Origin of the sequence: Pseudoalteromonas sp. TB41 (genome assembly GCF_000497975.1) — a bacterium.
In the GTDB taxonomy this organism is placed as follows: domain Bacteria; phylum Pseudomonadota; class Gammaproteobacteria; order Enterobacterales; family Alteromonadaceae; genus Pseudoalteromonas; species Pseudoalteromonas tetraodonis.
This window is the reverse complement of the sequence record NZ_AUTH01000075.1, coordinates 71,219-94,186: the sequence shown is the minus strand read 5'-3', so window position 1 is coordinate 94,186 and position 22,968 is coordinate 71,219. Positions and strand designations below refer to the sequence as shown.

General features: G+C 40.6%; 18 protein-coding genes and 1 pseudogene. 9 read left to right on the top strand and 10 right to left on the bottom strand.

All coding sequences use genetic code 11. The features are described from left to right. Window positions 1-57: 57 nt before the first annotated feature. Window positions 58-297 carry a helix-turn-helix transcriptional regulator gene (locus tag L641_RS0110725; RefSeq protein ID WP_008111877.1) on the bottom strand — a complete coding sequence of 80 codons (240 nt, stop codon included), beginning with the start codon at window positions 295-297 and terminating at the stop codon, window positions 58-60. A gap of 361 nt (window positions 298-658) precedes the next feature. Between L641_RS0110725 and L641_RS23580 the strand changes: the two genes are divergently transcribed. After that, a complete protein-coding gene (locus L641_RS23580; RefSeq protein WP_013464338.1) occupies window positions 659-847 on the top strand; it encodes a hypothetical protein in 189 nt (62 codons plus the stop codon). 57 nt (window positions 848-904) lie between these two features. On the opposite strand, the gene erpA is transcribed toward L641_RS23580, so the two are convergent. Further along, entirely contained in the window at window positions 905-1,243 is a 339-nt protein-coding gene (erpA, locus tag L641_RS0110715; protein WP_002958911.1) for an iron-sulfur cluster insertion protein ErpA, read from the bottom strand. A 238-nt stretch (window positions 1,244-1,481) separates the two neighbouring features. On the opposite strand from erpA, the gene L641_RS0110710 reads away from it, so the two are divergent. The 4 genes from L641_RS0110710 to hemL all read left to right on the top strand — a co-directional run bounded on the left by L641_RS0110710 (window position 1,482) and on the right by hemL (window position 6,061). Beyond that, window positions 1,482-3,164: a chloride channel protein gene (locus tag L641_RS0110710; protein ID WP_016899367.1), complete on the top strand. Its 1,683-nt coding sequence runs from the start codon at window positions 1,482-1,484 to the stop codon at window positions 3,162-3,164. Window positions 3,165-3,180: 16 nt separating this feature from the next. Further along, complete coding sequence (locus L641_RS0110705) at window positions 3,181-3,615, top strand: CopD family protein (protein ID WP_010391077.1); 435 nt, start codon at window positions 3,181-3,183, stop codon at window positions 3,613-3,615. Window positions 3,616-3,726: 111 nt separating this feature from the next. Further along, window positions 3,727-4,743, top strand: a complete 1,017-nt coding sequence (locus tag L641_RS0110700) for an aspartate carbamoyltransferase (protein WP_013464336.1) — start codon at window positions 3,727-3,729, stop codon at window positions 4,741-4,743. A 37-nt stretch (window positions 4,744-4,780) separates the two neighbouring features. Further along, the gene (hemL, locus tag L641_RS0110695; protein WP_024601882.1) at window positions 4,781-6,061 is read left to right on the top strand and encodes a glutamate-1-semialdehyde 2,1-aminomutase; all 1,281 of its coding nucleotides are present in this window, start codon (window positions 4,781-4,783) and stop codon (window positions 6,059-6,061) included. 65 nt (window positions 6,062-6,126) lie between these two features. Here hemL and mrcB read toward each other — a convergent pair whose 3' ends face one another. From mrcB to L641_RS0110680, 3 genes are all read right to left on the bottom strand, one after another. After that, window positions 6,127-8,460 (bottom strand): penicillin-binding protein 1B, encoded by a 2,334-nt coding sequence (mrcB, locus tag L641_RS0110690; protein ID WP_024601881.1) that lies wholly within the window; start codon window positions 8,458-8,460, stop codon window positions 6,127-6,129. 138 nt (window positions 8,461-8,598) lie between these two features. After that, window positions 8,599-9,828 carry an ammonium transporter gene (locus tag L641_RS0110685; protein WP_016899363.1) on the bottom strand — a complete coding sequence of 410 codons (1,230 nt, stop codon included), beginning with the start codon at window positions 9,826-9,828 and terminating at the stop codon, window positions 8,599-8,601. Between the two features lie 9 nt (window positions 9,829-9,837). Then, on the bottom strand, window positions 9,838-10,176 hold the full coding sequence (locus L641_RS0110680) for a P-II family nitrogen regulator (protein WP_010391070.1): 339 nt from the start codon (window positions 10,174-10,176) through the stop codon (window positions 9,838-9,840). Between the two features lie 351 nt (window positions 10,177-10,527). Between L641_RS0110680 and L641_RS0110675 the strand changes: the two genes are divergently transcribed. Next, window positions 10,528-12,045, top strand: a complete 1,518-nt coding sequence (locus L641_RS0110675) for a carboxypeptidase (protein ID WP_024601880.1) — start codon at window positions 10,528-10,530, stop codon at window positions 12,043-12,045. Window positions 12,046-12,093: 48 nt separating this feature from the next. On the opposite strand, the pseudogene L641_RS22300 reads toward L641_RS0110675, so the two are convergent. Next, window positions 12,094-12,785: pseudogene (locus L641_RS22300) on the bottom strand (START domain-containing protein). Continuing rightward, window positions 12,785-14,305: a CYTH and CHAD domain-containing protein gene (locus tag L641_RS0110665; RefSeq protein ID WP_024601879.1), complete on the bottom strand. Its 1,521-nt coding sequence runs from the start codon at window positions 14,303-14,305 to the stop codon at window positions 12,785-12,787. The pseudogene L641_RS22300 and the gene L641_RS0110665 overlap by 1 nt, the downstream one beginning before the upstream one ends. A 212-nt stretch (window positions 14,306-14,517) precedes the next feature. Here L641_RS0110665 and L641_RS0110660 point away from each other — a divergent pair, with 212 nt between their 5' ends. Next, window positions 14,518-15,123, top strand: a complete 606-nt coding sequence (locus L641_RS0110660; RefSeq protein WP_013464329.1) for a TIGR04211 family SH3 domain-containing protein — start codon at window positions 14,518-14,520, stop codon at window positions 15,121-15,123. Window positions 15,124-15,214: 91 nt separating this feature from the next. On the opposite strand, the gene L641_RS0110655 is transcribed toward L641_RS0110660, so the two are convergent. Further along, window positions 15,215-15,697 carry a winged helix-turn-helix transcriptional regulator gene (locus tag L641_RS0110655; protein ID WP_016899359.1) on the bottom strand — a complete coding sequence of 161 codons (483 nt, stop codon included), beginning with the start codon at window positions 15,695-15,697 and terminating at the stop codon, window positions 15,215-15,217. A gap of 169 nt (window positions 15,698-15,866) precedes the next feature. Here L641_RS0110655 and putA point away from each other — a divergent pair, with 169 nt between their 5' ends. Continuing rightward, complete coding sequence (gene putA, locus L641_RS0110650; protein ID WP_013464326.1) at window positions 15,867-19,670, top strand: bifunctional proline dehydrogenase/L-glutamate gamma-semialdehyde dehydrogenase PutA; 3,804 nt, start codon at window positions 15,867-15,869, stop codon at window positions 19,668-19,670. Between the two features lie 110 nt (window positions 19,671-19,780). After that, window positions 19,781-20,977, top strand: coding sequence for an HD-GYP domain-containing protein (locus tag L641_RS0110645; RefSeq protein ID WP_024601878.1), 1,197 nt, complete (start codon window positions 19,781-19,783; stop codon window positions 20,975-20,977). Between the two features lie 7 nt (window positions 20,978-20,984). Here L641_RS0110645 and L641_RS0110640 read toward each other — a convergent pair whose 3' ends face one another. Beyond that, window positions 20,985-21,992: a general secretion pathway protein GspB gene (locus L641_RS0110640; RefSeq protein ID WP_024601877.1), complete on the bottom strand. Its 1,008-nt coding sequence runs from the start codon at window positions 21,990-21,992 to the stop codon at window positions 20,985-20,987. Between the two features lie 11 nt (window positions 21,993-22,003). Then, window positions 22,004-22,921, bottom strand: coding sequence for an AAA family ATPase (locus L641_RS0110635; RefSeq protein ID WP_024601876.1), 918 nt, complete (start codon window positions 22,919-22,921; stop codon window positions 22,004-22,006). Window positions 22,922-22,968 lie beyond the last annotated feature (47 nt).

The window sequence follows — 22,968 nt, the reverse complement described above, 5'->3', positions numbered from 1 at the left end:
ACTAGTATTGGCTGTAGACGCTAATTTAACTTTACGATTACAGCCAAAAAGAAAGCGTTAGTCAGCTTTAATTAAGCTTAATGCTTCATACGGGTCGACTTCTAATGCATTACAGTAGCGAACAAACTCAATTACATCTAAACGACGTTCCTGATTTTCAATTTTACCAATAAAAGAATGTGGCGTACCCAAGATTTGCGCTAAGCTACGCATGGTGTAGCCTTTTTCATGGCGTTTAGTTTTAAGCCACTTTGTTAATTTTGCATTTTCTTCCGAAGATACGGTTTTACCCATCATATACAACTCCTACTCGTTGTTTAAATATACATATAGCTAAGCACTTTACATCGCCAACACTGTAAACCTACAACCACTCACTAAAGCGCAGTGTAAACGCTTACAATTAAACCAATAAAAACGCTCAAATATGTATTAACACTTTATTATTGTGAAAAATGAAACCTTGCCCGTTTCACTCTTGGATACATTATATACCATTCACCGTTGATCTGAATGATTAATTAGTAATTATGCGATTAAAGTTTAACAACAAATATTTACTAACTCTGAATAAGGTTAAATATTTTATAACTTTTTTGTTTCATTTAAATATAAGCCGTTTATTATTAACTTATTATTTGCTTAAAAAGGCTAAATCATGTTTAGACTACTTTTTTTACTGCCTATTATTTTATGCTTGGGCTGGTACTTTTTTTTGCGCCATTATGCAATTCCAATCAAACAGGGTAAAAAAGGCTTTATCTATATTTTAGCTTTCTCTGCATTCGTACTTGGTTTTTTTGTGTTAATAATGCAAATAACAGAATACAGACCAACTGAGTTATGATTTTAAACACATAAAAAAACCGCTAATTAAGCGGTTTTTTTTCAAATAACGGTATCTTTACACGCTAAAACTAGCGCCACAGCCACACGTTGTTGTGGCATTAGGGTTAGAGACAAAAAAGCGTGCCCCTTCTAACCCTTCGGTGTAGTCTACTTCACCGTCAACTAAATACTGGATACTCATTGGGTCAATGACTAAGGTAACCCCGTTTTTAACAATTTCTAAATCGCCAGGATTCGCTTTTTCATCAAAAGTAAAACCGTATTGAAAACCTGAACAACCACCGCCTGTGACATAAACACGCAGTTTTAGATCTGGGTTTTCTTCTTCGTCGATTAACTGTTTAACACGCACAGCGGCTGCGTCGCTAAACTTAATGGGTAATTCTTCAGACATTTTATAACCCTCAATACCTTTATACTAATGCACCAGATTATCTAATACCTGAGTGTTTTAATCAAGTATAGTAAGCTCGCGTTTATAAGCTTTAATTAAAACAATGCGCGTTTAATCTGTTCTGTGAATCAATATACTATAAATTTAATTTAAATTAATCGGTTGTTAAAAATCTCAAGGACTTCCCTAGACTATTTTGATAAACTTGACGCCTAAAAATGCTACGGGGAAATAAAGCATGTGGCTTGAGCGACTGAGACGTCGATTAGCAAAACCAAAAACATCCGTACAATTATGCTTATTGGGCGTAAGTGCCGGATTAATTGCTGCATTTTTCATTATACTGTTTCGCCTAACCATTTTATTTTTTCAAAGCTTATTTTTAGAAACCCCTGACGACTTTACTACTCTCCCTACCCTAGAACGGGTATTAATGCCTTTGATTGCTGCACTTCTGATAGCCACATTTGCGGCTTTTACCGGCTTTAAACATTACCGCTTGGGTATCCCTTTTGTAATACACAGAATAAAACGTCATTACGGGCAAATGCCACTTTATAATACGGTTAACCAGTTTGTAGGCGGCGCGCTGGCACTGATCAGCGGTTTTTCTGTTGGCCGCGAAGGCCCCTCAGTTCATATGGGAGCAGCGGGGGCAAGCATATTAGCAAATAAACTACACTTACCCCACAACGCTATGCGTACCCTCAGTGGTTGTGGTGTTGCCGCGGGCATTGCTGCATCGTTCAACACCCCCCTGGCTGCGGTTATTTTTGTAATGGAAGTGGTGCTCAGAGAATACAAAGTGCATATTTTTGTGCCGATTATGCTTGCAGCCGTTACCGGCGCATTAGCAACACAGTTTGTATTTGGTGAAGGCTCAGAACTTGCGCTAATAACCATTGCCCCTTTAAGTGGGTGGCACTACCCCTATTTAATTTTATGCGGCATGGGATTAGGCGCGGTGGCTTATGCTTTTAATCAGAATTTAATGTTAATTATTAAAACCTTTAAACCACTTAGTATGTTTCCACGTTTAATGATTGCAGGGTGTATTGCCAGCTTAATTGCCTATGCAGTTCCACAAGCAATGGGCTCGGGTATGAGCGCTATCACTATTGCGGTTGAGTCACCTGAAAATATTCAACTACTCACCACTATTTTAATTGCTAAGTTATTAGCCACCTTATTTGCTATTGGCTTAGGTATTCCTGGTGGGTTGATAGGTCCGGTTATTGGGCTGGGCGTTTTAACCGGTACTTTAATGGCATTTTTTGCTCAATTTATTAGCCCCGGCACCGATATAGCCGGCACTTACGGGGTGCTGGGCATGGCAGGATTATTAGCGGCCACACTACACTCCCCCTTAGCGGCACTGACCACCGTAATGGAGCTGACCTCGTCACCGGAAATTATTGTGCCTGCGATGATCGTCATTACTACCGCCTACGTTACAGCTTTACAGGTATTTGGTAACCGCTCCATATTTTTACAGCAATTAGACTTTCAAGGGCTTCCCTATCATGTCTCTCCCGCCACTGAAGCCTTACAGAAAGTAGGAGTGATGGATGACATGGATGAAGACTTTAAACTGCTCTACTCCGACGATAAAGAGCAAATAAAAAACAGTCTAGATGCCATGGACAGTCAAACACCATTAATTGTATTTGATGAAGAAAATGGTTATCGCCTAGCTGAATATGACTTAAGTTTAATGTCTGATCAGGCGGTCAATATAAAATACATTAGCTTACAAGGTATTAGCAGCCAAGCCACCCTTGCAGATGCATTTGAAATTTTGAATGATAAACGCAGTGGTGCACTTTATGTATATAACTTATTAGATAATCAACAAATTATGGGATTACTAAGGTGGGATCAAATCCACCATATTTTAACCATACGTAACAGTCTACTTTAACAATAATGAGAACAATATGAGCGCATTATTAATCTACAAAACCTTGCACGTATTTTTTATGATTGCTTGGTTTGCCGGTATTTTTTACCTACCTCGACTTTTTGTTTATCACGCTATGAGTGAAGAAAAATCGTGTAACTCAATGCTAAAAGTAATGGAACGTCGGCTACTTTATTTTGTTACACCCTTTGCGGTGCTTACCGCAGTATTTGGCGTATTGACTATTGTTGAATACGGCCGAGAATGGTTTCGTTACAGCATGTGGCTGCATTACAAACTCGTGCTGGTGATTATTTTATATATTTATCATGGCTACTGTTTCAAATTGTTAGCTGATTTTAAACACGATAGAAATACTAAAAGCGATCGGTTTTATCGTATTTTCAACGAGCTACCTGTTTTAGCGCTACTCGTTATTGTCGCTTTGGCGATTATTAAGCCAAGCTTTTAGCAAAGGCTTATAAATTACGCTGCCAAGTCGCATACTAAGTTTGTATAATACGCGCGATTGCGTGCTCCTTTGTGGATTATCGCGCCTTTTTGAATAACTAGGAATAACCCCATGTTCAGTTTCCAAGGTGAAAATATACTCTCTGTTAATCAACTCGACCGAGACTGTATTGAACGCATATTTGCTGTGGCAAAAAAAATGGAGCCATACGCTAAAAAACAAAAGCGGACCAACGTGCTTGAAGGCGCTATTTTAGCAAATCTGTTTTTTGAACCCAGTACACGTACTCGTGTTAGTTTTGGCACTGCGTTTAACTTACTCGGTGGACTAGTTCGTGAAACCACCGGCATGCAAAGCTCTGCGCTTGCTAAGGGCGAATCACTTTATGATACCGCACGAGTTATTTCAGCTTATGCTGATGCTGTTGCTATGCGCCATCCTGACTCAGGCTCGGTAGCTGAATTTGCAACAGGTTGCAGCGTACCAGTAATAAACGGTGGTGACGGACCCAATGAGCACCCTACCCAAGCATTGCTTGATTTATTAACTATTGAGCGTGAACTTAACCGCTTCGATCAAAATATCGATGGTATGCATATTGCGCTAGTCGGCGATTTAAAATATGGCCGTACTGTTCACTCACTCTCTAAGTTACTGTGCCATTACAAAGACATTAAGTTTTCGATGGTTGCCCCTAATGGCTTGCAAATGCCTGACTCAATTTTATCTGCGGTTGAAAATGCCGGTCATAAAATTGAACTGGTAGATAAAATGGAAGGTAACTTAGCAGCCGATATCGTTTATCAAACACGAATCCAAGAAGAGCGTTTTCCATCACAAGAAGAAGCTAATAAGTATCGTGGTGGATTTAGAATTAGCCAGTCTATTTATAATACTCATTGCAAACCTAATTCAGTATTAATGCACCCGCTTCCTCGCGATAGTCGCCTAGAGGCAAACGAACTTGATAACGACTTAAATGCTAACGACAATCTAGCGATATTCCGCCAAGTACAAAATGGCGTACTCATTCGTATGGCACTGTTTGCTTTAACCCTCGGCGTAGAAAACAAAGTCGAGCAGTATGAAGTAAGCGTTCCTTGGTTTAGCCGCAAACGCGACAGCTAAGCTTTAATTTTAAAGTGATAAAACAATAGGATTTTTCATGACAATTAGCCAAGACTTATTTAAACGAGCTCAAGACTCTATTCCTGGTGGAGTAAATTCGCCAGTGCGTGCATTTAATGGTGTAGGTGGTACTCCGCTGTTTATTACTAAAGCACAGGGCGCGTTTACATTTGATGCTGATGGCAACCGTTACATCGATTATGTAGGCTCTTGGGGTCCAATGATTATGGGCCACAATCACCCTGAAATTAAACAAGCAGTGCATGACGCGGTAGAAAATGGTTTAAGCTACGGAGCGCCTACTGAAGCTGAAATTTTAATGGCTGAAAAAGTAAAAGAGCTAGTACCATCAATCGAAAAAGTACGCATGGTGAGCTCTGGTACTGAAGCAACAATGAGTGCAATTCGTTTAGCCCGTGGTTTTACTGGTCGTGACAAAATCTTAAAATTTGAAGGGTGTTACCACGGCCATGCAGACTCATTACTAGTAAAAGCCGGCTCTGGCGCATTAACTATGGGTGTACCTAACTCTCCAGGTATTCCTGAAGATTTAGCTAAGCACACACTCACCGTTTCGTTTAACAATATTGAAGAAGTGAAAGCGATTTTTGCCAAGTACGCCGATGAAATCGCGTGTATTATTGTTGAACCAGTTGCCGGTAACATGAACTGTATTCCACCAGTGCCCGGCTTTTTAGAAGGTCTGCGTGAAGTATGTGATCAATACCAATCCGTGCTTATTTTTGATGAAGTAATGACAGGTTTTCGTGTCGCCCTTGGTGGCGCTCAAGCGTATTACAACATCAAACCAGACTTAACCTGTTTAGGTAAAGTAATTGGTGGTGGCATGCCAGTAGGCGCGTTTGGTGGTAAAACAGAAATCATGGATTACATAGCTCCTGTAGGCCCTGTTTATCAAGCGGGTACACTTTCAGGTAACCCTATTGCGATGGCAGCAGGCTTAAAATCACTTGAACTACTAAGCGCTCCTGGCGTGCATGATAAGTTAGAAGCCATTAGTAAAGCGATTTGTGAAGGCTTTGAAGCCGCAGCTAAAAAAGCAGGTATTGCCTTAACGACTAACTACGCTGGCGGTATGTATGGCTTTTTCTTCACCGATGCAGAAAAAGTAACTACTTACAAACAAGCCACTGAATGTGATTTAGAGCGCTTTAAAAAGTTCTTCCACTTAATGCTTGAAGAAGGGGTTTATTTAGCGCCTTCAGCGTTTGAAGCTGGTTTTGTGTGTGCTGCGCACACAGAGCAAGAAGTTCAAGCAACGATTGAAGCAGCAGAGCGCGCTTTTGCTAAGCTATAACGTTTAGTTTTTAAAAACGCTTACCCATAAAAAAAGCCCTTTCGGGCTTTTTTTGTTTTTACTATTTAACGAATACATTCTGGTCTTGGTTTAAACTCACTGGCTCTAAGTGGCAGTTGAATCACTTTGCCACAGCCCGGTGGTGCTTGCTTCCCAGTTTGCTCGTTTACAAATGCCCACCTAATTGAAGGCGGACGGGTATCGGCAATTGCTTGCGGGTTTAGCGGTTTTAAATAACGAATATAGGTTTCAAGCGCGCCAACACTGCCGGTTAAGCCGGTGCTTTTATTATCGTCACGGCCTATCCATGCAACCGTCACTGTATTTTGATCAAATCCAGCAAACCAGCTGTCGCGTAATTCATTACTGGTGCCTGTTTTACCTGCCAACTGGATTGACGGAAAATGTAAGTTTAAGCGCTTAGCGGTGCCATCTTTAGTTACTCGCTTCATAGCATATTTGGTCATGTACATGGCATCTTTATCAAAACGTTGCTCGTTAATTACTTTGTGCTTATAAAGTACTTTACCAACAGAGTCGGTTAACGCAGAAATAGACGTCAGCTCTCTGTATTCACCGTCTGCTGCAATCGTGGTATAAAGCTGTGCCACTTCAAAGCTCGACATTTCAATAGCCCCTAATAACAACGATGGGTATTCATTAATATAACCTTTAGCTCCTAACCCTCTGAGCGTGTTAGCCACTTTATCGACGCCTACATCAAGCCCTAAGTTAACTGCCGGTATATTAATACTGTGGCTAAATGCTTTATAAAGAGGCATGGCACCACGGTATTGATGATCAAAGTTTTCTGGCTGCCATACGTTACTCTCCTCGTTGGTGACTTGAACAGGCGAGTCATCAAGTAACGTCGCTAAGTTATAATGAGGAAGCTGCAGTGCACTTAAATACACTGCAGGTTTAACTAATGAGCCAATATTTCGTTTGGTATCGAGCACGCGGTTAAATCCTGAGTAGCGTACATCACGTCCAGCGACTAACGCTGATACACCGGCTTTTTCAACATTAACGGAGATCATCGCCGCTTCTAACTCTTTGGTATTTGGACGTCTTTCTAAATAAGGTAAACTGGCCTGAATCGACTCTTCCATTGCGGTTTGTTTTTGTAAATCAAAGTAGGTAAATACACGCACCCCTGCATCCAATACGTCTTGATCGGGTAGCAGCTGTTTGAGCTCGCGATTAACCAACTCTAAGTAACCTGGATAAGACTTTTGCAAGCTGGCTTTCATTGGTGCAATATCAATTGCGCGTTTTAACGAGGCTCTATACTCTTTAGTAGAAATAAGTTTGTTATCGACCATTAAACGCAGCACTAGGTCACGACGCTCCATCGCACGTTCTTTGTAACGTCTAGGATTGTAATAAGATGGGCCTTTAACCATAGCCACCAGCAAGGCAATTTGGTCGTACTCGAGTTCATCAACAGGTTTGGCAAAGTAAAACTCGGCGGCCAGCCCCATTCCATGTACCCCTTGGTTGTATGACTGACCTAAGTACACTTCGTTTAAATAGGCTTCGAGAATCTGATCTTTTGAGTAACGGTAATCAAGAATAAGCGCAATAAAGGCTTCATTAATTTTACGCACTAACGAACGCTCACGGGTAAGGTAAATATTTTTAGCCAGCTGCTGGGTTAATGTACTCCCCCCTTGCACGGTGCGCCCTGCGCGAATATTGGTATACAAAGCGCGTAAAATTGAAAATACCGATACACCGTGATGATCATAAAAATCGCGGTCTTCAACTACTAATAAGGTATTTTTAAGCATGTCAGGAAATTTATCTAATGGTACAAACTCTCTATCTTGTTTTGAGTCATTACCAATACGGGCTATTTGTACAGGCTCTAATCTGGCAGTGTTTAAGCGACGGCCAAACTTATCTTTAATACTGGCTACCTTCTCTCCAGAGAAACGCAACTCAATAACATGAGCGCTCTCTAAACCATCATAAAATTCAAAGTCACGACGAAAAACCTTAATACTATTGGCTGTTTTAATATACTGCCCAGTCCGGCTTAAGCGATTAACCGCCGTGTAGTTTAAGCGCTTAAGCTCCCATAATACTTCTTGCTCTGATAAAAACTGGCCTGGAAAAAACGTCATTGAGCGAGCATACACTTGTGCCGGAAGTTGCCATTTATTACCTTCAAACTGGCGAGTTATTTTTGCATCAAGGTAAATAAAATAAAGTGCAATGGCGATAAACGTCGCCAGACTCAGTTTCCAAAAAATAGAAAACAACGTTTTAAAAAGTGGCCGTTTTGCGGTGCTTGAAGTTTTTTTAGTCGCACTTTTTCGCGCCGATGATTTAGATGTCTTTGTAGCGCGCTTAGTCGAGGGTTTACTGGTCGATGTTTTCTTTTTTTCAGCCATTTAAGTGTAATATATTCCAAAGGTTGATTTAACGCGAGGAGCTTATCACATTACTCTAGCACCTGAAAAATTAACCTCCCCTGAAATCAAAAAAGCCCTAACAGAGTAGGGCTTTGATTGAACACACAATACTTTTAATTAATTACTTCTAACTGATACAAACTCTGGATAAGCATCAATACCACAATCGTGTTGATCCATACCGTTTAACTCTTCTTCTTCGGTAACACGAATACCCATGGTTTGCTTGAGGATTGCCCATACAATGAATGAAGCAATAAACACAAAACCAATAATACATAGTAGGCCAATCAACTGATTAACAATGCTGGCCTCAGCATTAGTAACAGGTACTAGCACTATACCTAGGATGCCACACACACCGTGAACAGAAATAGCGCCCACGGGATCATCTATCTTCGCTTTGTCCAATGCGACAATACTAAGTATTACTAATGAGCCACCTAGTAAGCCAAATAAGCACGCCATTAATGGTGATGGTGATAATGGGTCTGCAGTAATAACCACTAAGCCTGCAAGTGCACCATTAAGTACCATGGTTAAATCGGCTTTGCCCCATAAAAGTTTACATAAGAACAAGGCTGAAATTGCCCCCATAGCTGCAGCAGCATTAGTATTAAGTAATATTTGACCTACCGCTGTTGCGTTTTCTTTATCTGAAATTAATAACTGTGATCCGCCGTTAAAGCCAAACCAACCCATCCATAAAATAAACGTACCCAATGTAGCAAGTGGCAAGTTTGAACCTGGAATTGGGTAAATTTCACCATTTTTACCATATTTACCTTTACGTGCACCCAGTAGTATTACACCCGCAAGCGCCGCAGCCGCACCCGTTGCATGTACAATGGCAGAGCCTGCAAAATCAACAAAGCCTAATTCAGATAAGAAGCCGCCGCCCCATGTCCAGTAACCTTCAATTGGGTAAATTAATCCTGTTAGTACTACAGTAAACACTAAGAAAGCCCATAACTTCATACGCTCCGCTACGGCGCCAGATACAATAGACATGGCCGTTGCAACAAACACTACTTGGAAGAAAAAGTCAGATTCTAGTGAGTGATTAGCATCTGCCGCTTGGCTACCTATTAGCCCACCAAACGAAGGAATAACGCCGCCTTCAACATTATCTACGTACATAATGTTGTAGCCTATCAACAAAAACATAGTACACGCGATAGAATAAAGCGCGATATTTTTAGTTAGAATTTCTGTGGTATTTTTAGAGCGCACTAAACCCGCTTCTAACATTGCAAAACCGGCTGCCATCCACATGACTAAGATGCCAGACATTAAAAAGTAAAACGTATCGAGCGAAAACTTCAGCTCTATAATTGTATTTTCCATGTTGCCCCCTTAAATTGCATCATCATCAAGCTCGCCAGTACGAATACGGACGATTTGATCTAGGTCGTAAACAAAAATTTTGCCGTCACCAATTTTGCCCGTTCCAGCGACTTTGGTAATGGTTTCTACAACGCGTTGGCAATTTTCACTACGAGTAGCAATTTCAAGTTTAATTTTAGGTATAAAGTCAACCTGATATTCAGCACCACGGTATAACTCTGTATGACCTCTTTGACGTCCAAACCCCTTAACGTCAACCACGGTCATTCCTTCGATGCCTAAATCAGCGAGTGCTTCACGCACATCATCTAGTTTGAATGGCTTTATTATTGCACTGATCATTTTCACAAAGGCCCCCTTAGGACACTAGCTTGTTATTGTATTTGCTCTATGCAATCCAACCTTTGTGCCATTTTTAAATTAATAATAAAAACATAAACTTAAAAAAATAAATAATATATAAAACAAAAAAGCGCACCATTTAGGTGCGCTTTTTTTATGCAAAATACTGCATTGGTGCGATATCAATGAAATACAAAGAAGGCGTTTAAAAAAAGTCTAACTATTAAACAAAGTTTATTCTTAACAGAGGTGGTTACTCGCTAACTCAACGATTATTATCGGCAGCTAGTCTCAATACTTTTGTTTTTTACTCAAATATCGCTATAACTGCAGTACATAAAATAAAAAGGGTCACTTATGAAATTTAGTCGAAGTCTATTTTTACCCATTGCCGCTATTGCACTTACATTTTCTAGTGCAACGTTTGCCGATAATCAACGCCGTATTGATATCGACAGTAAAGTAGTTACTCAGCACAAAGCAAAAATAAATAATGAACGATTTTCTTACACAGTAGCAACTGGCACACAACCGGTATGGGATGACAAGGGAGACGCCATCGCAACCCTTCAATACACTTACTACACGCGCGATAAGGTCGATGATAGAACAAAGCGCCCATTACTTATTTCATTCAATGGTGGCCCAGGCTCAGCGTCAGTTTGGATGCATTTAGCATACACCGGCCCACGCGTTTTAAAAATTGACGACGAAGGCTACCCTATTCAACCTTACGGTGTTAAAGATAACCCTTATTCGGTTTTAGACGTAGCCGACATCGTTTACGTAAACCCTGTAAACACGGGTTATTCGCGTGTCGTTGAAGATAAAGATGGTAACCTTCTACCAAAGGATAAACAAAAAGAGTTATTTTTTGGTGTGAATGCCGATATAAAATATCTAGCAGAGTGGCTTAATACTTTTGTATCTCGCAATGAACGCTGGCGCTCTCCTAAATTTTTAATTGGTGAAAGCTATGGTACCACTCGTGTATCAGGCTTAGCGCATGAGCTACAAAATAGTCAATGGATGTACATTAACGGTGTTGTACTCGTTTCACCTACCGATATTGGTATTAAGCGCGATGGTCCTGTAAAAGCCGCTAACCGCCTACCTTATTTTGCAGCCACAGCATGGTACCACAAGGCATTAAGCGCTGATTTACAAGCTAAAGACTTAGACGAGCTATTACCTGAAGTGGAACAGTTTACCGTTAATGAGCTCATTCCCGCGCTTGCAAAAGGCGGATTTATTGCCCCAGATGAAAAACGTCGTATTATTAAAAAAATGGCCAAATATGCAGGTCTATCTGAAACATTTGTTAGTCAAAACAATTTAGATATTCCAACACAGTTTTTTTGGAAAGAGTTATTGCGTGAACGCGGACAAATGGTTGGTCGACTGGATTCGCGCTATTTAGGCATAGATAAACGCGATGCCGGTGAGTCACCAGATTACTGGGCAGAGCTTACATCATGGCTGCACTCTTTCACTCCTGCAATTAACTATTATCTTCGTGAAGAGCTTAATTACAAAACCGATATCAAATATAACTTATTTGGTAACGTTCACCCATGGGACAGAAGCGGAAACAATACCGGTGAAAATTTGCGTTTAGCTATGGCTCAAAACCCTTATTTAAATGTGATGGTTCAGGCGGGTTATTTTGACGGTGCAACCAATTACTTTGATGCCAAGTACACCATGTGGCAATTAGATCCAAGTGGTAAAATGCAAGATAGGTTAAGCTTTAAAGGCTACCGCAGTGGCCATATGATGTACTTACGCCACGCAGATTTAGAAAGCTCTAATAACGATTTACGCGAGTTTATAAAACAGTCTTTACCCAAAGACGGAGAATCCGCTAAATACTAATTAGCTTATATCCACTTAAAAAAGTGACCACTTAGGTCACTTTTTTGCTTATAACCGCGGCAATTCGCCATGTGTGCAATCCCCAGTACGGATGACGGTTGGCTTTGCTGTGTACTGCTTTGTCGTGAGTATTTCAGCTAGATTTATTAGCGTGTTAAAGGTGCTTTTTAGAGCGACTCGGTTATTTAGCCAATTAGGTATACTTCCGCCTGGTAACGCATAAACCTGATAGTCAATATGCAAGTTATTCGCTTGCTGAGTCAGTAACCACGTCGCATCTAATGTGCTTATTCTTATTACCCCTTTAGTTTTAGGTAAAAAATCAGGACGGGCATGAATACTAAGTTGAGTTTGCAACGCGCTGCGTTTCGTATAGCACGAATACGTGACTAAATCTCTATTTGCAACGGGCCAAGGGGAGTCAATAAAGCTGTAAACAAGGTTTTCTGAGGGGCTTAAATATTTCAGTAATTTTACTTTAGCAATATTTTCTATCCAGCGGGGAGCAGCATCGGTATCACTGAATAAGGCGATTAAATCTTCTGCTGTGGTATTTTCACCACCGTTTCAGCTTTCATTTTCAAGGTATCGTCAGTTAAACGCTGAAAATAAACACTTACCCCTTGTTTGCTTTCGTAAAGTTGCCAAGATGGCTGTGAACACACATTGGTAGCAAAACACAAAAGTGAAAAAATCATGCACTTTTGCAGCAAAGTCCGGCTACAAAAGTGCTTAGCCATTAAAGCCAATAAGGTTCTGTATCAAATGAAGCATGTCGACTTTGCTCCATGGCACTGACTAAAAAGTCAGATTTTTGCTCTAACCATAGTTGTATTTTTGCTAGTTGAGCATCTTCTTGCCCGCCACACAGCTGTTTTAAATAATCAAGCGTGCTTAACTCATACATGCCATGAGAAATATCGAGCCAAGGAAGCCTAAATTCTAATCGTTCATCTTTATTAAACAGTGCACCTAAACAGTTACCACTGAGTAAGCTATTTTCTAACTGAGTACGAAAATTTAAATAATCATTGCCCGCTAAACTTTGCTCTTTAGGCAATAAACGGTGTAAATTTTTCCAATCTTTATCAAATAAACGATGAGCAATATCAATAACGGGCTGCTCAGCGTTTTGTAGCTCTGCTTGGCTCCAGTCTTTACGCCACTGCTTATTTATCAGCCATGTTGTTAAGCTCAGCAATAAACGGTTGTAACGCGCACTATGAAAAAGCGCAAAAATATCATCAATACTCGGTTGTAACTCTTTTAAATCATTAATAACTTGAGCTAAGGCGGGCGCACTGTTTATTTTTTTATAAAAAGCATGGCGCTTAGAAGTGTAAGTTTTTAACTGAATGGAATTTTCAACCCATGCTAATTCACTCAATAACCACTTTAGCTCCGTTCTGAGGTGCTCGGTGCTGTCTTTACTGACAATATCATCAAATAACCAAAAGTTATGACGAATTAAACTAATACCGTCGGTCACACGTTTTAATGTTTTTAAACTTGGCTTATCAAAATAGCATTGCTCATGTTTTTGCACAAAGCGAATACCAAAGCCCATGGCTTCAATAAGTGCTTGCTCTTGAGTGGCTTGCTTAGTAAGTTTAACAAAACCGATAGATTTACTCGGTTGTAACGGTGTGTTATCCGCTAGGCGGTAGCCTCTTGCTGCTTTTGAATAAAGCCCCAAGCGCACACTGTTTTGGCTTATTAATTTATCTGCTAAAGCAAATAGCTCGTCTCGGCTACCTTCGACGAGCTCTATTTCGAGCTCGCTAATAATCTCCACTTTACCCGAGGCGGCCACTTCACCTTTATCTAATACCACTTCAATTTTGGCACCATTTTGCGTTTCAATTAACCACGTACGGCGGATAAAATTAGTACTAAATATAGGGTAGAGGTTTTGTGATATAACATCAATTTGCATGCCGTGTGGCCAAATTGATGAATCAAACGCCATTAAATTAGGTCGATTTGTTTCTATGGGAAGGTTATATTCTGGACGTTGATGTAATCCCCCCACCACGTCTCCTGCAAGCTTAATTGTTTGCTCACAGCGCTCGTCTGTACAACGCGTTCTAAAACCAATATCGAGTGCTCTCAGCTCTCTGCTTGGCGTATCATAATAAGCATTTTGCAAACTTTTAGAAGGCTTGTTTGTAACTGTTTTTGCAAATTGAGTAATTAACGAGGGGATCAGTGGAATGACGTCATCTGATACCAAAAACTTCAGTTCTATCTCAGTATCCATTAGGCTTGCGGATTACCCTTAAAATTAATAAGTGCTCAAAATAAACAAAGCAGACCTATATTGCAAATTTTTTAATCATAAACACGCAAGCAAAATACTTTGGTTACAATATCTATCTTGCTATTAAACTATTAAATCCATACTATCTATATACTTATGCGAAATAAAAATCACGTTCACAACGGACACTGCTAGATTAACAAGGTAGATAAATGCTAAAACACTGTTTACTATGGCTGCTTTTAACAGCCGCCCCGTTTATGAGCCAAGCAGAAGAAGCTCAATCAACGCCGCCTACTAATGCTAAAACAGCTTATATAATCGATAACTTGTATACTTTTATGCGTTCAGGCGCCAGTAAAGACTACCGCTTACTCGGTTCTATAGATGCAGGCACGCAACTGACTTTATTATCTGATGAACAAAACGGTTTTATAAAAGTTAAAGATGATAAAGACCGTGAAGGCTGGGTAGAGGCTAAATTCATCAGCGAATCAGCTGGTTTAAAGCAGCAGTATCAAGCGCTTAACAGCGAAATTAGCGCTATGCAAAATAAATTACGCCAAGCGCAAGTAGAATTACCTGAACTACAAGAACAAAACTCACAGCTAACCGAACAAAATGCTCAGCTGTTAGCACAAATAAGTCAATTACAAGACTCGCTTGCTCAAGAACAACAATTAAAGCAAGCAACCAGTGCTAAAGAAAAGCGTCAGCTACTCACTTATGGCGGTGCTATTGCATTTTTAGGTTTGTTCTTAGGAATTATTTTAACCATCGTGTTATCGCGCAGAAAACGCTATGAAGGTTGGGCGTAAGCGCCACCTATATTGCAGGCATAAAAAAAGCATCGAAAGATGCTTTTTTTATGCCTGCAATTTTTAATACCTGCAATAATGTACTCAAAGGTTACATATCTAAACGCAGTCCAGGATCCTGTTTGATTTTTTCTATTACCATGTAAGTGTGGTGTGTACCCACCCCTGGAATATCAACCAAATCACCTAATACTTCTCTGTATTCATCCATATTAGAGACGCGAATTTTTAATAAATAGTCGTAACCACCCGCCACCATATCACATTCAACAACCTGCTTAATTTTAAGAATGTGTTCACGAAACACTTTAAATACCGCTGTATTTGAGGTGACTAACGATACCTGCACATGCGCCACTAGGCTTTGATTGAGCTTTTCCTCGCTTAATTTTGCAAAATATCCCTCTATGTAGCCTTCTTGCTCCAGACGTTTAACTCTATCTAAACAAGGACTAGGACTTAAATTCACTTGTTTTGCGAGGTTAACATTTGAAATTCTACCATTGCGCTGCAAAACGTCTAAAATTGATATATCGATACGATCAAGCAGGCGTAATCTATTCGGATTAGTCATATCAGTATTTTATATGGATAAGTTAATAATATGCCCTGTAAATTATCGTAAAACGGCAAAATTAACCAGCATATTCTGCTGGATTTTAATTAGAATGCACGCTTTACACCAACAACATTTAGCGGTAATTAATAATTACCCTAAGTCTTAACACTCCTGAGGGTTGCTTATGTTATTCAATGGCGATTTAACAACGACTTGTCCGATCAGACAAAAGATCCGTGACTTCTACCGTATAGATGAAAATGCGGTTATTGATCACATTTTACCACTTGCAGAAGTCGGTGTTAAAGCACGAAGCCGTGCATGGGAAAGAGCTCGCCAAATAGTTTTAAACATTCGTAAAGACCAAGACGGTCAAAGCGGTGTTGATGCGCTATTAAATGAATTTTCACTATCGAGTGAAGAGGGTGTGGTATTAATGTGTTTAGCCGAAGCGCTGCTTCGTGTTCCTGATAAAGCAACTCAAGAAACATTAATACGTGATAAATTAGCAAACGGCGATTGGAGCTCTCACTTAGGTAGTAGTGACTCTTTATTCGTTAATGCCTCGTCTTGGGGATTATTAGTAACCGGTAAAATGGTTAACTATAACGATAAGACTAAAGAGCAACAGTTTGGCATACTCAAAAAAACCATTGGTCGTTTAGGCGAGCCAGTTATACGTAAGTCTGTTAACTTTGCTATGAAGATAATGGGCAAACAGTTCGTAATGGGTCGTACCATTAACGAAGCGATTGAGCGTGCTGCTGAAAAAGAGCAAAAAGGCTATGTATATTCTTACGATATGCTAGGCGAAGGTGCTCGCACAATGAAAGACGCCAAGCGTTACTTTGATAGCTACATGAATGCGATTCATGCTATCGGTAAAGCCGCAAATGGCCGTGGTCCAATAAAAAGCCCAGGTATTTCTGTAAAGTTATCGGCTATTCACCCTCGATATGAGTTCACTCATAGAGAGCGTGTAATGGAAGAAATCGTTCCAAAACTAAAAGAGCTAGCCCTTGCCGCTAAAAAATACGATATCGGCTTTACTGTTGATGCTGAAGAAGCTGACCGTTTAGATATTTCTCTTGATGTTATTGAGGCAGTATTTAGCGATGACGATTTAGGCGATTGGCAAGGTTTTGGTTTAGCGGTTCAGGCTTATCAAAAACGCGCTATTTTTGTTATTGAATGGCTAACCGACCTAGCAACTCGTGTGGGTCGAAAAATGATGGTGCGTTTAGTAAAAGGCGCATACTGGGATACAGAAATCAAAACCACACAACAAGATGGTTTAGATTATTTCCCGGTGTTTACCCGTAAAGCAACCACGGATGTATCATATAAAGCGTGTGCGATTAAAATGCTTGAAGCACGTGATGTACTTTACCCTCAATTTGCAACACACAACGCCTACACCGCAGCGACTATTTTAGAAGTAGCCAAAGGTGATAACCAAGGTTTTGAATTCCAACGTCTTCACGGTATGGGTGAATCTTTATTTGACCAAATCGTTGATGAAGAAAAAATTCAGTGCCGCGTATACGCACCGGTCGGCCAACACGAAGACCTGCTTGCTTACCTTGTGCGTCGTTTACTAGAAAACGGCGCTAACTCGTCATTTGTAAATGCCATTGTAGATACCACACAACCGGTTGAAGCATTATTGCCAGATCCTGTTGAAACACTGCAAGGTTTACGTAATAAATACAACACACAGATAAAAATGCCAATTGATTTATACGGTGAAGAACGTGCCAATTCAAAAGGTATGGACTTAACTGATATTAACGTGATCACCCCGTTTAAAGAAAATTTAGACACTTGGTTTGAAGAGCATTTAATTGATGAAAGCCAAGTACCAGAGGGCGCGCTGGCAGTTAAAAACCCTGCAAACCATAAAGAAATTATTGGCCATATAAAATTACAAAATAGCGATGAAATGAAAGTGTTGCTAGCCAACGCTGAAACCGCATTTGAATCATGGTCACAAACACCGGTAAAAGAGCGCGCCAATTTATTACGTCGCGTTGCTGATATTTTAGAGCGCCATCACGATGAGCTTGTTGCTATCTGTATTAAAGAAGCAGGTAAAGTAGCACAAGATGGTATTGATGAAGTACGTGAAGCCGTTGATTTTTGTCGTTACTACGCAGCCCGTGCTGAAGAGCTTGCGCAAGATGAGCGCTTTGAAGCCCGTGGTGTTATTTTATGTATTAGCCCATGGAACTTCCCGCTCGCTATTTTCTTGGGTCAAGTTGCAGCGGCCATAGTTACTGGTAACACGGTTATTGCAAAACCAGCAGAGCAAACCAGCTTAATCGCACTACGTGCCATTGAATTAATGCTATCAGTTGGTTTACCTGAGCACGTTGTACAACCTGTCATTGCTCGCGGTAGCGAAGTAGGTAAAACCATTGTTCCTGATGAGCGTATTCAAGCTGTTATGTTTACTGGTTCAACTGAAACGGGCACGCTTATCTCGCAAACATTAGCGGCACGTAACGATATTCAGGTGCCTTTAATTGCAGAGACTGGCGGCCAAAACTGTATGATTGTTGACTCAACAGCGCTTCCTGAGCAAGTTGTTGATGATGTTATCAGTTCTGGTTTCCAAAGTGCAGGTCAACGCTGTTCAGCATTACGCGTACTCTTTATTCAAGAAGACGTAGCTGATGGCATTATCGATATGCTTAAAGGCGCACTTGCTGAGTTGCATATTGGCGACCCATCATTACTCTCTACAGACGTAGGCCCAGTAATAGATGAAAAAGCGCTTAAAACACTCAACGACCATGTTGAATACCTCAAGGGTAATGCAACACTTCACTATGAGTGTAAAATTCCTGATAACAGCGAAAATGGCGCATTTTTCTTTGCGCCACGTTTATACGAAATTAAAGACTTATCGGTATTGAAACGTGAAGTATTTGGCCCGTGTGTGCATGTTATCCGCTTTAAATCGAGTGAGCTTGATAGTGTTGTCGACCAAATCAACAACACGGGTTACGGCTTAACAATGGGTATCCATTCTCGCATTGAAGAGCGCTGTGAACATTTAGCGAAAATGTCGCGTGCAGGTAACGTATACATCAACCGTAATATGATTGGTGCCATTGTTGGCGTGCAACCGTTTGGTGGCCGTGGACTCTCTGGTACTGGCCCTAAAGCCGGTGGACCAAACTACCTACAACGCCTAATAAAAGAAAAAGCTTCACCAGATAACGTACAAATGACTAACCTAACGCCAGATGAGCTTGATTTACACCACTACAGTGGCGCAAATGAGCAAGTAGAAAAGCTGATGGTTAACTCTATGCGCGATGAAAAAATCTGGCGTGCAACGCCACTGAATGATCGTGTTTCTGCGGTACGTCAGTTATTAGCGAAAGTAGCGACGGTTGAAATTATTGACGACCTCGCGGACGATTTAGCGTTAACACTTGCCGATGCACGTGCTCAGTTAAACCGCTTAGAAAAGCACATGCGTAAATATACAACATTGCCAGGGCCAACAGGTGAGTCGAATACACTTCACCTTGAAGCTCGGGGTTGTGTGGTTTGTTACGCAGATAAAAGCACCTCATTTAACTTTTGGGCACTGTCTATTATTACCGCACTAGCGGCTGGTAATACGGTAATTACTGTTGCATCTGAAATATTTTACGACGAAGCGGTTGCCTTTAGAGATAAGTTTATTGCAACCGGCGTTGCTGAAGGTGTTTTCCAAGTAGCTAAACCAAACCAGTTACAAGCTATATTGGCACACCCTCACCTAGCGGGTGCGGTAGTTGCTGCACGTTCTTCTCGCTTAGGCTACTTCAGCCAACAGCTTGCACAACGTAAAGGCGCAATACTGCCAGTGATCAGCTCAGAGTATTACGACACGCTAATTAAGCGCTTAATTACTGAAAAAACAATCAGTATCGATACAACGGCATCAGGCGGTAACACCTCGTTGATGACGCTTGTTGAAGATGATGAATAGAAAATAGTCATCATTTAATTAAAAAGGCATCAATTTGATGCCTTTTTTTATTTCTAAATGTGAATTTATTTGTTACTTTCTCTAATCATATTTGTTAATTAGAGTTCACTTTGAAAACCATTCCTACTACACAGCTAAAACCTGGTATGTTTGTACAAAAAGTTGTTAAGCAAACTGGCAATATTAGAATAAAAAACCAAGGCTGGGTTAAAACTCAAAGTGGAATTGATAAATTAATAAAATCTGGCATTTTAGAGGTTGAAATCGATCCTGATAAAATGCTCACCTCTGAAGAATCTGAAACACAACCAACGCCTGCTACTAATCACGAAATCAAAAAGCGCGATCCATGGTTAATAACCCACAGCGCTGAGCAAGAAATGAGTAAAGCTAAAAAGCTTTATGATGAAGCAAAAAACTTACAAACCAAAGCATTTGGCGATATAGAATCTGGCCGCACTGTTGATGTTGCTCCTTTTAGGGAGCTGGCTAGCGGGTTTATTGACTCCGTATTTAGAAATCAAGATGCGCTGGCGTGCATTACGCAAATGCGCCAAAAAGATGCCTATTTATTAGAGCACTCGATAAATGTGTCTATTTTAATGAGTATTTTTGCAAAACATCTCAATATTGAAAAACCAATCATTGAAGAACTTGCAACAGGTGCCCTATTGCATGATATGGGAAAAATAAAAATACCTGACGCGATTCTCAACAAACCAGGTCGCTACAGTGACGAAGAATTTAAAGTGATGCAAAACCATGCGCGCTTTAGCAAAGAAATACTAGAAGACGCAGGATTAACGGGGATTGCTGTTGATATCGCAGGTATGCACCATGAGCGCTTAGATGGTAAAGGCTACCCCTTTGGTAAAAAGGGCGATGAAATAAGCCAGTACGTTCGTATGGCCTCTATTGTTGATGTATATGATGCATTAACCGCTGAACGCGTTTATAAAGCGGGTATGGAGCCAATTAAGGCGTTTAAAATATTAAAACAAGGTTGCCCAGATAGCTTTGATGGCGTGCTACTTAATAAGTTTATTCAATGCATTGGTATTCACCCAGTGGGCACGCTGGTAAAACTTTCCAGCCAAAAAGTGGGGCTGGTGACCCAAAGTAATCCTGCAACACCATTAAAACCAGTCGTAAAAACGTTTTTTAATGCCAAACATGGGCGTTACACTGAAGTTCAAGATATTGACTTATCAAGCAAAAGAACACAAGACACGCTTGAATCAGCAGTGAAACCCAAAGAATATAATATAGATTTAGAGGGCTTTTATAAGCACTCTATCTTTAGTTAATTGGCCACTATTGTGGCCAATCTTGCAGGGCTTTTAAGCTAAATTCATAGCCATCAAAATCAAGTACGCTCTGATCCGGTGCTATTTCTAGCACCCTCAATGCACCAATAGACTCCCCTTCATATAGCTCTCTGCCATTGAGTTTTATCCAGCGCTTATCTGCTGTCGACGAATAAATATGTGCCTGATATTTAATGCTTGGCAACATACTTTGTAGGCCATCCGGCAGTAGCTCAACGGGTTGTACCCGTGATGAATGACGAGAGCCTTGAGTTACTTCGTAGTCGGCTGTTGTTTCTGTGTCATTAACGGCTTGCGCAAACGCATTTTTAAGCGTGTCGGGAACCGTATCTAGTTCAGCGGTTGATTCTGGCTGGGCAGGCACATTTTGATTAAGTGGTTTACCTAACACTTTGTATTTACTTAACTCATCGGCACTGAGTGTTCTTTTCGTTGGCTGAGTTGGTACGCTTTTCGGTTGGTTGCTCGGTGATTGAAAACTAGATGAAACGTTATTCTGCGCCGAGAAATTGTGCGCTTGCCCTTGAGACGCTTGATTAACGCTCATAGGTAAATATTGCCCTTGAGGCGTAAGCAACATTTGCTGTACACCCGTTGGGGTTTGTACATAAACCAATTGCCCTGCCAGTGGCACAGAATTGTTAGGCGCAGTTGTAACAAGGGGCGCTTGAGGGTTTGTTACTGCTTGAACAACCGTTTTTTGTACTTCCTCTGGGCTTGTTGGTTTTTCTACCACTGCTGAGTCTTTTTGACTAAGGTCATTTTGGACAACCTTATTTTTTACGGCTACATTTTCTTGTTGCAGCCACTTCCCGACAAAAAAGCCACTGGTCAATATACCCGTTGCCAATAAACTTCCTGCGAGTAAAAAACTAATTCGACGATAGGTCATCAACTGGTGTTGTTGTTTTAATTGTTGCGCTTGCAAGTCATATTGCTCTGCGCTCATGGTATCGTGCTTTGACTGCTTTAACGCATCTAATAAATAAGACATGAATCACCTAACTAAAGAATAAATGACAGGCCAATTCCTGCACAAAAAAGCATTAACGCAGCAGCACTATAAGGCCAAATCGAACCTATTTTACTCACCTTATTATTTGTGGCAATAAAGTCGATAGGTAAAGATTCACTCGCCGCTTGCTTAACAATATCACTGCCAACAATTTCTTGCTGTTTGGAAAATGCCCCTACTAATGCGCGTTCACACACCAGATTCATTAATCGTGGCACACCGCCTGTGAGCTGATGCACCATTTGCATCGCTTCCATTGAAAATATTTTCTTGTCACAACCTGCTATATGCAACCGGTGTTGAATATAAGCAATGGTTTGCCCTCGTGTTAGCGCTAACAAGTGATACCTGGCTGTAATACGCTGTGCCAGTTGCCTTAACTCATTACGCTTTAAAAGTAGCTGTAACTCAGGCTGCCCAACTAATACTATTTGTAATAACTTTTTATGGTCGGTTTCGATATTGGTTAATAAGCGAAGTTGTTCAAGCACATCGGGGGCAAGCAACTGTGCTTCATCAATAATTAAAATAGTATGCCCCCCCGCTTTATTATTAAACTCAAGGTGCTTTTTAATCACATCCGTTAGACTCTTCAGCGTGGCATTTTTGGCGTCGTAAGTTATTTGTAATTCATCGCAAATACTGGCTAACAGTTCAAGTTCTGATAACGCAGGGTTATGGATCATGGCTACTTGGGTATTTTCAGGCAGTCGCTCTAACATACTACGTGTTATGGTGGTTTTACCTGTACCCACTTCACCTGTTAACAGCACAAAGCCACCGTCTTCACCTAGTCCATAGGTAAGGTGCGCTAATGCTTCTTTATGGCGTTCACTTAAAAATAAGTAGTGGGGATTAGGCGAAATTGAGAATGGCTTTTCTTGTAAACCAAAATAGCTTAAATACACCTTTATAGTCCTTGGTCGTTAATTCACGGCCTATAATGGCAAAAAAA